General features: G+C 56.6%; 13 protein-coding genes and 1 tRNA gene. 2 read left to right on the top strand and 12 right to left on the bottom strand.

The window, feature by feature from the left end; all coding sequences use genetic code 11:
* Positions 1-8: 8 nt before the first annotated feature.
* The 8 genes from ftsL to DXZ77_RS11660 form a co-directional block, all read right to left on the bottom strand.
* Positions 9-617: a cell division protein FtsL gene (gene ftsL, locus DXZ77_RS02390; protein WP_115029646.1), complete on the bottom strand. Its 609-nt coding sequence runs from the start codon at positions 615-617 to the stop codon at positions 9-11.
* A complete protein-coding gene (rsmH, locus tag DXZ77_RS02385; RefSeq protein WP_115029644.1) occupies positions 614-1,660 on the bottom strand; it encodes a 16S rRNA (cytosine(1402)-N(4))-methyltransferase RsmH in 1,047 nt (348 codons plus the stop codon). Before rsmH ends, ftsL begins: the two co-directional genes overlap by 4 nt.
* A 448-nt stretch (positions 1,661-2,108) precedes the next feature.
* Positions 2,109-2,540 (bottom strand): division/cell wall cluster transcriptional repressor MraZ, encoded by a 432-nt coding sequence (gene mraZ, locus DXZ77_RS02380; protein ID WP_115029642.1) that lies wholly within the window; start codon positions 2,538-2,540, stop codon positions 2,109-2,111.
* Positions 2,541-3,207: 667 nt separating this feature from the next.
* Positions 3,208-3,280, bottom strand: a tRNA-Ala gene (locus tag DXZ77_RS02375).
* Positions 3,281-3,330: 50 nt separating this feature from the next.
* Entirely contained in the window at positions 3,331-3,969 is a 639-nt protein-coding gene (locus DXZ77_RS02370; protein ID WP_258553083.1) for a histidine phosphatase family protein, read from the bottom strand.
* Between the two features lie 46 nt (positions 3,970-4,015).
* Entirely contained in the window at positions 4,016-4,396 is a 381-nt protein-coding gene (gene rsfS / locus DXZ77_RS02365; RefSeq protein WP_115029638.1) for a ribosome silencing factor, read from the bottom strand.
* Entirely contained in the window at positions 4,393-4,998 is a 606-nt protein-coding gene (gene nadD, locus DXZ77_RS02360) for a nicotinate-nucleotide adenylyltransferase (protein ID WP_258553300.1), read from the bottom strand. The genes rsfS and nadD overlap by 4 nt, the downstream gene beginning before the upstream one ends.
* Positions 4,989-5,168, bottom strand: a complete 180-nt coding sequence (locus tag DXZ77_RS11660; RefSeq protein ID WP_147279164.1) for a hypothetical protein — start codon at positions 5,166-5,168, stop codon at positions 4,989-4,991. Before DXZ77_RS11660 ends, nadD begins: the two co-directional genes overlap by 10 nt.
* Before the next feature lie 193 nt (positions 5,169-5,361).
* On the opposite strand from DXZ77_RS11660, the gene DXZ77_RS02350 reads away from it, so the two are divergent.
* Positions 5,362-6,729 (top strand): glycosyltransferase family 2 protein, encoded by a 1,368-nt coding sequence (locus DXZ77_RS02350; RefSeq protein WP_115029635.1) that lies wholly within the window; start codon positions 5,362-5,364, stop codon positions 6,727-6,729.
* Here the strand turns inward: DXZ77_RS02350 and DXZ77_RS02345 are convergent.
* From DXZ77_RS02345 to obgE, 4 genes are all read right to left on the bottom strand, one after another.
* Entirely contained in the window at positions 6,666-7,361 is a 696-nt protein-coding gene (locus DXZ77_RS02345; protein ID WP_115029634.1) for a class I SAM-dependent methyltransferase, read from the bottom strand. The two genes, DXZ77_RS02350 and DXZ77_RS02345, sit on opposite strands and share 64 nt — an antisense overlap.
* 246 nt (positions 7,362-7,607) lie before the next feature.
* Positions 7,608-8,126 carry a GNAT family N-acetyltransferase gene (locus tag DXZ77_RS02340; protein ID WP_115029633.1) on the bottom strand — a complete coding sequence of 173 codons (519 nt, stop codon included), beginning with the start codon at positions 8,124-8,126 and terminating at the stop codon, positions 7,608-7,610.
* 138 nt (positions 8,127-8,264) lie between these two features.
* The gene (locus tag DXZ77_RS11655; protein ID WP_147279163.1) at positions 8,265-8,714 is read right to left on the bottom strand and encodes a hypothetical protein; all 450 of its coding nucleotides are present in this window, start codon (positions 8,712-8,714) and stop codon (positions 8,265-8,267) included.
* 138 nt (positions 8,715-8,852) lie between these two features.
* Positions 8,853-10,379, bottom strand: a complete 1,527-nt coding sequence (gene obgE, locus DXZ77_RS02335) for a GTPase ObgE (RefSeq protein WP_115032429.1) — start codon at positions 10,377-10,379, stop codon at positions 8,853-8,855.
* Between the two features lie 195 nt (positions 10,380-10,574).
* On the opposite strand from obgE, the gene DXZ77_RS02330 reads away from it, so the two are divergent.
* A complete protein-coding gene (locus tag DXZ77_RS02330) occupies positions 10,575-11,618 on the top strand; it encodes a S41 family peptidase (protein WP_220181581.1) in 1,044 nt (347 codons plus the stop codon).
* Positions 11,619-11,695 lie beyond the last annotated feature (77 nt).

Genomic DNA, 11,695 nt, shown 5'->3' with positions numbered 1-11,695 from the left:
TCCTCACCTCATTGTGTGTTGGTTGGTGCGTCATTGGTCAGCGGCGTTGGGGCAACGTCGGAGGTATTGGCCTCAGGAATTGTGCTGGGGTCATTGCCACTGTTTTGCGTGCCAGGTGTTTGGCTGGGTTCTGCGGTATTGGGGTTGGGGTTAGGGCTGTTGTCGCTTGTGGGTGAGGAGTTTGGGGGTGGGGGTATTTGACGGTTGGGTGCTCCAGAAGGGGCGGGTGTTGGGTTACCGACGACAGATCCATCTTTGAGTTTGAGGTAGGCAGGGGTCCCGCCAGTGACCATGCCGAGTTCTTTGGCTCGGGTTGCCAGTTCCGAGGGGGTGGATCGGAGGGCAACTTTTTCGATGAGTTCAGATTCTTGTGCGCGTAGTGCTTCTACTTGCTCGGTGACGTCGTGGAGTTCGTAGGCTCCTGCGACGAGGGAGAGGTTAAGAGCCAGGAGCGCACCGAGTCCCAGTGTCATGAGGATGCTGCAGAAGACGATGAAGGGAATGCGTCCGACTCGTCGTGGGGTGGGCGCGACGACACGCAGAGGCGGCCGCTGGGGTGTGGTGGGGCGTGGGGTAGCGCGGCGGACAGGCCGAGAAGTCAGTGGTTGCTGGCTCATCGGTGGCGTCCTTTCGAGCGGCGTTGAATGGGGAAAGCTGTTTGTGCGGAAACTGTTTGTGGGCGGTTTCCTTCACGGATTCGGCAAGCTGCGCGAAGGCGTGCTGAGGCGGCTCGAGAGTTCTCTGCGATGGCTTGACTATCAGGCTCTTCAGCGCCGCGAGTGAGGAGTTGGTGAGTGGGGGCATGTTCAGGTAGTTCGACGGGTAGTCCCGGAGGTGCAGAGCTGGTCGCTGCAGCAGTGAAAACTCTTTTGACCATTCTGTCTTCAAGGGAGTGGTACGAGAGCACCGCTGCTCGACCTCGAAGTTTGAGTACGCGCAGGCTTTCTGGAAGGGCACCAGCTAAAGAGTCGAGTTCAGCATTGACTGCAATGCGCAGGGCTTGGAACGTGCGTTTTGCTGGGTGTCCGCCAGTGCGGCTAGATGCCGCAGGGATGGCTTGGTCAATAAGTTGGGTGAGTCTGGCTGAGGTGGTGAAAAGCTGGTCGGCGCGGGCTTGGACAATGCGGCGAGCGATGCGTCCAGCGAACCGTTCTTCGCCGTATTCGCGCAGGATGCGGGTGAGTTCGTCTGCACTGAGGGTGTTGATCAGGTCGGCTGCGGTAGGGCCTGTTGTTTGGTCCATGCGCATGTCTAGAGGTGCATCGACACGGTAGGCAAAGCCACGGTCATCGGCATCGAGTTGAAGGGAAGAAACTCCCAGATCCAGGAGGATGGAGTTGACGTGGGAAAAACCGGCATCGGTGATGACGTCGCTGATTTCGTCGTAGGTGGCATGGAAGGGCCGGAACCGGTCACCGAAGCGAGCAAGTCTGGAGCTTGCTAGTTCGAGGGCTTCGGTGTCGCGGTCGATGCCGATGGCGATGGCGATGGGGCAGGCCTCGAGGATGGCTTCGATGTGTCCGCCCATTCCACAAGTGCCGTCTACGTGCACGGGTGTGCCTTCGGCAGCTTCTGGACCAGTGAGGGCTGGTAGAAGAATTTCGGTGACGCGATGGAGCATCACGGGACGGTGGAGCGATGCGGGGTCTTCGTGACGCATCGTCCCTCCTTTGTCTGTTCGAGGCGTGTCCCGCCGTGGTGACGGGGTCGGTCTGCAGCGTGTGGCTACACACACTTAGTTAACGCATATTCACTTCCGGTGCGAAATGCAACGAGCGTGTCACTAGCAAGGTTCCGCTTCGACAAACTTTGCTCACATACGTGAACTGCATTGTGCCGTTGAGGTAATGACCGCTCGACTGCACCGTGCCGGCGGATCCCCCACCGCTTCTTAGTCAGGTTGGGTGGCCTGACTCTTGACGAATCCAACTAGCTGGGTAGGCCTGCGGATTCATTCTTGTTCCGGCGCCGGGGAAGTACGTCGGAGCAAAAACTGAGCGGAGGGAAGTCGACCGGCAGGGGGCAGAGCATCCCGAGCATCGGGCGGGCGAAAAGCCACAGCAGTGTGGTCAAACTCCCGCTAAACGGACATGGACAGATCCGACACCTCAGAAGAGGCCAGGAACCACCTCCTCGGCCTGAGCCGCGAAAGATTCCTCGGATGCCGCGAGATACTCCTCCCACGCTGTGCTGTCCCAGACTTCAAGGCGAGAGCCAGCACCAATGACGGTGAGCTCTTTGTTGAGTCCGGCATATTGACGCAACGCAGGTGGAATCGTGAAGCGACCTTGTTTGTCCGGTATTTCATCTGATGCACCAGACAAAAAGACCCGCATGTAATCACGCGCGGCTTTGCTGGTCATGGGAGCAGAACGCAAACCATCGGCCACACGGACGAATTCATCCATCGGAAAGATGTAGAGGCAGTGTTCCTGTCCGCGCGTCACGACCAGCCCGGGGGCCAGACGTTCCCGGTATTTGGCGGGAAGGATCAAGCGCCCTTTTTCATCGAGACGGGGGTTGTGAGTACCGAGAAACATCTCGCAACACCCCTTCCCTCCGCGGGATCGACGCCACCTCTGATGGGGCATCTTCGTGGACCTTATGGTTTGCCGGACCTTCCCCTCCAGCGCCCTCCACTTTACTCCACTTCGCTCCTCCCGCAGCGCGAAGGGAACGTATCCAGGTTCAATTAGCCGCTAAAAACGCACGTCAGCAAGTACATACACTCAACCTGAGCCACCTCTGTCATCAACCTCCCCCCTAGGTGCAACCACCTATCTACACCTAAGAGAAAACCACCCTCACAACACTGAATATCACCTTCAATCGGAACAAAAGCGCAGTTCAGGGCCATGGATCCAAATAAATGTGACTCAGGTCATTTATGAACACAAACCATGTGGTGATGGGTGCGAAATGCGCATGTGGGGAGAAGTGGAGCGCATTAAGCATGTACACGAGCGACACGCCGACACCCCTGCCGGGCGCTCAAAATTCAATGATTCAACGGCTTCTAGCGCTTTATGGACACCCAAGTCATAAGGCACTCGCATGAAGTCACTCACGCCCACGTGCCCTCAATTTCGGCGACACCTCACATTTCAGAAGCACACGAGCCATCACGAAAGAGAGGAGAGAACACCCTGAAGAAAATAAAAAGGATTGGGCCCACCTAATAGGTGGGCCCAATCCTTTTTATTTAAGTGGAGCTATGGGGATTCGAACCCCAGACCTCTTCCATGCCATGGAAGCGCGCTACCAACTGCGCCATAGCCCCGTACTACATTCGTAATACTTTCGCCCCGTTCCCGCGGCGACCCTTTAATACTAGCCATACTCCGGGTTTAAACCCAAATCGGCAGCCTGGCTAGGGAGAACGTTCCACGAACGTACCCGCCATCCCCGATCAGAGTCCTCCAACTCAGCCAAAGCACAGTTCTGCAAACCACCGAGCATCCGCCACGCAACCGCTTGATCCAGCCCCACCTGCTCGGCAACCAAAGCGCGCGCAGTCACCCCATGAGTTACCAAAAGCCCGACTCCCCCAGCTGATAACCGCGCATCCACTTCAGCCAACAAAGGCCGAACGCGTTCCACCACATCAAGCACCGACTCCCCCGTCGGACCACCACGCTTATCCGAGACAGCAAAGGTGGCCCAGTCCGGACAAGGCTCCAGCTCCGTAACTCGCTTGCCCTGCCACATACCACTGTGAGATTCACGCAACCGCGGATCCAACTCAACACAAACCCCGAGAACCGCCGCGACCTGCTCAGCAGTCTCAGCGGCACGAGAAAGATCCGAAGAAAGAATGAACTCAGGAGAAAAACCCGCCACAAAACCTGCTGCCTGCCTGGCTTGGGCGCGCCCCTCATCAGACAAAGGAATATCCAAATGCCCCTGCACCACCCGATCACGATTGTGCGCAGTAACCCCATGCCGCATCACCAGCAAACGACGCGTCACTATCAATCACCCCACCTTGCTACCACGCACCCCCTGGACCTACACGTCACGACAACTGCGCAGCCGTAGGAAACTCCGGCAACTCAAGCGCAGGGCTGTCCTTCCAGAGACGCTCTAACTGATAAAACTCACGCTCTTCGGTGTGTTGCACATGCACAATCACTCCGTCAAAGTCCATGAGCACCCAACGCCCGCCAGCAAACCCCTCCATAAGGATCGGCTTAGCACCAACTTCCCGCAGACGGTCTTGGATGTTTTCAGCCACCGCCTGCACTTGGCGCTCAGATTCAGCGGAAACGAGCACAAATGCATCAGCCAGCGCGAATCGGCCAGTCACATCCAACGCAACGATGTTTTCTGCGTTTTTCTCATCAGCGGCTAAAGCAGCCACATCGACTAGTTCCTTAATTGGTGCGACAACCGTCACTGGGTCTCCTGCCCATCTAGATACAAACAATGTTTAGCGATGTATTGGACCACCCCGTCTGGCACCAAATACCAAACCGGCTGTCCCGCCGCGACACGCTCACGGCAATCACTCGACGAAATCGCCATCGCTGGGATCTCCGCCAAGCTCAACCCTTCACTGGGCAAACCCTCTGATGTCAGCTCATGCCCGGGGCGGGTCACCCCCACGAAATGAGCCAACGACCACAATTCGTCAACATCTTTCCAGGACAGAATGCGTTTCAATGCATCCGCTCCCGTGATAAAAAACAGCTCCGACTCCGGGCGCTCTTCATGTAAATCCCGCAACGTATCGATCGTGTACGTCAACCCTGGTCGATCAATATCGACGCGGCTGACAGTAAAACGGGGGTTTGAAGCGGTCGCAATCACCGTCATGAGATACCTGTGCTCAGCAGGCGAAACTTTCCGACCGCTTTTCTGCCACGGGTGCCCAGTAGGAACGAACACCACCTCATCCAAACCAAAACGGTGTTGAACCTCACTTGCCGCAACAAGATGGCCATGATGGATCGGATCAAACGTTCCCCCCATCACGCCTACCCTGTGCGTCAGTGGGATCCCCCAGCCTCGGCGGATCCATGCTCCTGAGATACATGACCATGGCTAGCACCGCCATGGATATCCCGCCCCTCAATCATGGCCTGCGCCGAGTGACGGAACATCCACGTAAAAACAAGCAAAAGGACACCTACAGCCAAAGCAATCGCACCGAAAACCCAAGCAGGCATTGGCAAATGATTCACGACGTGAGGCGCGTGAGCCGCAAGACTAAAAACGTGAGTGGACATGTGATCCAGCGTACCCGTGCTCGCTGCCCGCGCAGCACCTCTAGCAAGACACAACACCCAACCACCTCACAACCCACCACGCCCACCTCACCACTAACAGTGCACGAAGCTGATGATGCATAGGGTATGGGGCATGCATCCCGTGTTGTCCGTCGTTATCCCCGTCTACAACGAAGAGGAAGTCCTCCCTCTCATGGTGGAGCGGCTCCGTCCCGTACTCGACGGCCTTGGCCAGACCTACGAGGTCGTCGCGGTCGACGACGGCAGTAAGGACAAATCTGCACTGGTCATGGCCCGTTTGCGACGATCTTGGCCGCAATTTCGCATCATCCGCCTTCGCGCGAACTCCGGCCACCAGGCCGCCATCTCCGCTGGTCTAGCTCGCGCACACGGCGACTACGTCGTCACCATCGACGCAGACCTGCAAGATCCACCCGAAACCATCGCGGAAATGCTCGAGCTAGCACAACAGAAGAAACTCGACGTTGTCTACGGCATCCGCAGCGACCGCAGCACCGACACCGCCTTTAAACGCGGCACTGCCCAAGCCTTCTACGCCACCCTGCGGCACCTATCAAAAACTGACGCCCCCGCCAATGCCGGCGACTTCCGTCTCATGTCGCGTGCCACCGTCGATGCTGTCAACGCTCTTCCCGAACACCACCGCGTGCTACGCCTGGTTGTGCCCCAACTCGGATTCCCATCAGGCGAGGTCTACTACAAACGTGAAGAACGCGCCGCAGGGGAATCAAAATATCCCCTCAGTAAAATGATCGCCCTGTCTGTTGACAGCCTCACTGCTGGCTCCATGGCGCCGCTGCGCCTAGCAACATGGTTCGGCGTACTCGGATTTGTCGGCGCTGTACTCATTTTCTTCTACGCTCTCATCTCTTCACTGACCGACCGCGCTGTAGCCGGATGGACATCTACCGTTATGGCGGTCTCAGCTGTTGGCGGCGCACAGCTGATCTGCGTCGGCATCCTTGGTGAATACGTCGGCCGCATGTACAGCATGATGCAAGGCCGCCCAACCTACTTCGTCGCCCATGACACCGACCTCATCAGCCACGAAAACATCGGAGAAAACGAACCCACCCACCACGACACCAGCGGTGACCGCGATTTCCTCACCGAACTCGCCGACCTTGACGTCCCTGCCACCGGCGAAATTCCCATGTCCCGTAAAGCCGATACGCCTTCAGCAACCGCAAAAGCAACGGCACCAGAAACACCAGCCTCACTCACCACACCTGATGCTGCCACCACAACCGAAAACGAATCCGCCGCAGAGAAACCAGCAGTAGCGCCTGTCACCGCTTTCACCCGCGCATACGAAGAAACGGCCACCGAGCCTGCGCTCGTGACCGCTTCTGGTGAAGCTGCGGAGGGCGCCCAACCGGATACCCCCCGCACACAAATGATCGACGCCGAAGCCCGTCAGGCGGTACGACGCACCTCAGCAAACAAGCTCACTCCCGGAAGCGAGGAAACCGGCAAGTAACGCTCGGCAGCGACCACAGCAGAAAGCCCGGCATTGACGATGGGGTTCATCGGCTGTAGGTCGCTGCCGCTCGATGAAGAGCGGCGAAGAGCAACAGCTGGTCGAAGCAAAACCATCCACGACTTCATCCACTCCAAACGGAAGCCTGGCTGGTCCAGAACCTGGGTGAGAGTCTCGCGGGTGTATCGGCGAAGGTGAGACACAGCTACGTCGTGAGAGCTCCACAGTTTCGGATCCGCTGGAACAGCTACCAGGAAAGCTCCACCCGGTTTGAGTACGCGTGCCACCTCTTTGACACAGCGATCATCTTCTTCGAGGTGCTCAAGCACATCAAAAGCAGTAACGAGATCAAGGCTGGCATCCGATAGCGGAAGCTGCATGGCGTCAGCGCGCATGACAGCTAGTCCACGTTCCTTTGCCACTTCCGCGCCTTCAGGGCCATACTCCAGCGGAGAGACCTGCCACCCCATGTCCCGCAGCACGCGTGTGTTACCCCCACCGGCTGCGCCAACATCAAGAGCGCGACCAGGGGTACGCCCCTCGAGAAGCTTCTTGAGGATGTGACGACGCTCCCTGTACCACCAGTGGTTGTCTTCGAGAGCTGCGAGCTTACGTACTTCGGAACCTTCCATACTGCCGATCCTGCCACGCATCGGGGAAGCGACGGGAATCGAACACGACCCACTCGAACACCAAAGAAGCACTCGGGCTCAATCCGCTAACGCTTCATCCTGGAGGCGCCTACAACAAGCATCGAGAAACTCCACTCCCAGTCCGTGTTCTACCGTGGCTTTCTCACCTTCATCAGGCCACTGCGCAACCATGAATTTTTGACATACAGGCGCGGCCACACAGCCGACTAATTTTCGATACACAGCTCAGTCATCTTCAAGACGCTGCCCCATACGCAAGAGAAAAGGCTTAAAACCGTTCTTTTGGAAGAGGTGAATGGTGGCAGCGTTGTCAGTGAGAGTGCTCGTAGTCCAGTAAGAAATTTCACGCCGCATCAGCTCTTTCCGACACGCAGAGAGAAGATCTGATGCGATACCGCGCCCACGATAGTCAGGTAAAACTACGAGAGATTCCAGCTCACCTCGTGTTTCACCCATATCGAAGGTCGAGTCTGGCGAGACAAAACGTATAGCGGCGTACCCTACTGCCTTATCCTCAACGTTTCCGTTCTCGTCAGGAGTCTGGTCAATCGCGATAAAAACTAAACCGCTGGCATCGTTGATCCAGGCCAAATACTCCTGAAAACGCAGCTGCCACGCCTCATGAGGCTCAAGCACGCGCCATTTCCCACCAGAAATAGTCGCGTATTCGCTGACCATCTGCTTCCACAGAGGCTTAACCTTCGCGATGTCTCGCACGTGCGCGCGGACGATCTGTTGACTCATGAGGAAACCGTATCCACATCCGCCCCGAGAAGCACATGTGGTCTTCCCCATCGCACACTTATTGTGTTCAGTCTGAAGAACAGCCCAACACCAATACGTTCAGATGAAACGGACCAGTATCGCGAGCTGGCCCCACCGCTAAAGGGAGACGTCCACGCCACCAGAGTGTCGCGAAGCAAGATACCGCTCAGCTCGAGTCAGCTCAGCACCGGAGTAAGGGTTCAAGTGGCCACTGCGAAGTAGTGCTTTCCCACGACGATGAAGGTAAGACACGCTCACTTCAACCCCCCGAGGAAGAACACCGTCATGCCGATCAAGAACTAGTTGCAAACTGAACGGTTGAAGATCCTCCCCATTAACGATTCCCGTACCGTACAACCGCTCTCCCGTCACCACGTGAATCAATTCGATATCAGCAGCACTAAGAAGAGACGTATCGGGGGCGCTAGAACGACGGACACGGCGCTCGCCCCGATGAATCACCGGAAAACGCTCAGCGCTTGTAGATGTAGCAGAAGCGTCCGCTTTAACCACAGCAGGCACAGGCGGAGTCACCGGTTGCGGCAAACGCACATCGATAATCAACATGACTCCCCTGTACAGCATGACAGCGTGTATTTAAGAACGATCAAAGTAAAACCGTTCTGGCCATCTGACCAGGGAAGATGTGCACAACGATGGTGTGGTTCTCTTTCTTCGAAGAAAGAGAACCACACCATCGTTCACTCACTCATCGTGAGAAGGGTCCGTCCACAACCCAGCACGACGCTCCTCATCAAACTGCGCCCGTGCAGCAGCCCGCGATGCTCTGCGCTCGTCATAAGCCTTGCGTTTCTCAGCGCGAGTGGGGCGATGCATGTCCTCAAGTCGCAGGTCCGTTCCACGAGGACCAAGCAACTCAGCACCAGCAGTAATCGACGGTTGCCAATCAAACACCACAGCACTGTCTTCTGGGCCGATATAAACGGTGTCCCCTGCCACTGCACCTGCCTTAACCAAGGCGTCCTCCACGCCAGCTTTGGCAAGCCTGTCTGCGAGGAACCCAACAGCCTCATCATTTGCGAAGTCAGTCTGCCGCACCCACCGCGTGGTTTTATCTCCGATAACGCGGTACACCGGGCCCGTAGACTCCATTTCACGGCGCACTTCGAAGCCGGTCTCATCCACAGCCTTCGGCCGAATCGTAATTCGACGACGAGGTTGTTCTTCTTGCTCAGAAGCAACACGAGCACGGGCTTGAGCAACATGTTTAGCAAGCGAGAAAGAAAGCTCTTTCAGCCCAGTACGCGCCACCGCCGAAATGACATGCACCTCTAGACCACGTGCTTCCAAGTCAGGTTTGACGAATTCAGCCAGCTCTTTAGCTTCCGGCACGTCAGCTTTGTTGAGCACGACGATGCGGGTGCGGTCCGAAAGAGGGCGCCCCCCCAGCGTGGACTCGGGAACATACTCCGCTAATTCATGCTCGATAACATCGAGGTCACTCATCGGGTCGCGATCCGCTTCAAGGGTTGCGCAGTCAATGACATGCACAAGCACATGGCATCGCTCAACATGCCGTAAGAACTCCAATCCAAGCCCCCGGCCTTCATGCGCACCCGGGATCAGGCCAGGAACGTCGGCGACGGTGTAGCGGGCACTCCCCGCAGTGACAACGCCAAGATTCGGCACGAGCGTGGTGAACGGATAGTCCGCAATTTTTGGTTTCGCGGCGCTCATCACAGAAACCAAAGAAGATTTACCGGCCGAGGGGTACCCGATCAGCGCGACATCAGCCAGAGTTTTAAGCTCGAGAACAACTTCCGCCTCTTCACCGGGTTCTCCCATCAGAGCAAAGCCAGGCGCCTTACGTTTCGTGGAGGCAAGAGCTTTGTTCCCCAGACCACCATGTCCGCCCTCAACGATGGTGAACTCCGTCCCCTCGCCAACAAGATCGGCCAAGACCTGTCCATCACGGGTAGAAATCACAGTGCCATCTGGAACAGGAAGGATGAGGTCCTCACCGCGCGCACCATTACGCTCATCACCTTCCCCCGGACGTCCGTTACTCGCTTTGCGATGTGGGCTGTGGTGGTATTCAAGCAAAGTGGTCAGCTGATGATCCACACGGAAAATGACATCACCGCCATGACCTCCATTGCCGCCGTCAGGGCCACCGAGGGGCTTGAACTTTTCACGGTGAACAGAAACGCATCCGTGACCACCATTACCGGCGGTGACATGAAGGACGCAGCGATCGACGAATGCAGGCATGATCCCCATCATCACATGCGCGCGAATAGGTGGTAAATCCAGCTCACACCTGTGCTGCCAGGCCGTGTTCTTTTCGAGGAACCTCGCAGCTACCCCCATGACTGTGAAAGATACGACCGTAGTCGTACTTTTCTGAGACCACCGACATACCGAAGAACGATGACGTTACATCCCGTTGTCAGTCAGAGTTGCCCTATGGCCGTAAAAGACTCCACCGAGCCTGGCAAACGTGCATTCTTGACTCGTTTTATCACAGGCTTTCTTGTCGTCACAGGTGTGACTGTCGGTGGCATATCTGCGACATATACCTTTGGCCCTATCTTTGGCCTTTACATCATGCCGCCATCGATGCAGCGTTACGGCCAGATAGCTCTCAATATTCTCGACGAAGGGGTATACGCATCAGGACCAGCATGGGAACAGATGCGCGCCGAGGTAGAAGAAGCAATCAGTACAGCTAATTCATACGATGACCTTCACCCAGTACTAGCCAAAGCTGCAAAAATAGCTGGTGGGAAAAACTCCCAACTGATACCCGCACCCCCTGCTCAGTCATTACCTGCGCCTGTGTTCCACACCCCCACCGTTGCACCTGCCGCGGGCGCAACAGCCAAGCACCCTTCCGTCACTACAGTGACGATGCCTTCCCTCGGCATGGTGGACGCAGAGTCCCAAGCACGCTACGCACGAGTTATCGCTGACGGAATCGACCAAGCCGCCCCGAGCACATGCGGATACATCGTCGATGTGCGGAACAACTCAGGAAAAAACATGTACCCCCTACTGTCAGGGATAACTGCACTCATACCGAACGGAGTCTCCGTCATTTTCGCCACTCGAGAAGATGCCCGCGTAGAAGTAACAACACACTCCGACGGCGCAGGTGTCGCAGGCACAGTCATCTCTGTTGGTGATCGAATCAAACGAACACATGCGCCCATAGCAGTACTTCACGGAGAACAAACATCCGCCAGCGGTGAAGCAGTAGTCACAGCTCTTCGTGGGCTGCCCCACGTGAGAACTTTCGGGACGCCAACAGCTGGCCACACTTCAGGAAGTGTCACGCCACGACTCTACGACGGCGCCACATTGACACTCACGAAAAATCTTTATCTCGACCGCTTTGGTAACAACCTAGCCGAGAAGCCCCTCCAACCAGATGAGCACAGCGAGAATGAATCAGCTGATGAGGCAGCACGTCAGTGGCTTGCAGCAAAGAAATGCCCCTCCAAGCGGTGACTCATCAGAAGTACCCAGTAAATATTCACACGTTATAAAAACGAGCCAGTCAGTCATGACTGGCTCGTTTTTATAAC

Origin of the sequence: Dermatophilus congolensis (assembly GCF_900447215.1) — a bacterium.
Taxonomy (GTDB): domain Bacteria; phylum Actinomycetota; class Actinomycetes; order Actinomycetales; family Dermatophilaceae; genus Dermatophilus; species Dermatophilus congolensis_A.
The sequence above is the reverse complement of the archived record's forward strand: the minus strand, read 5'-3'. Positions and strand labels throughout refer to the sequence as shown.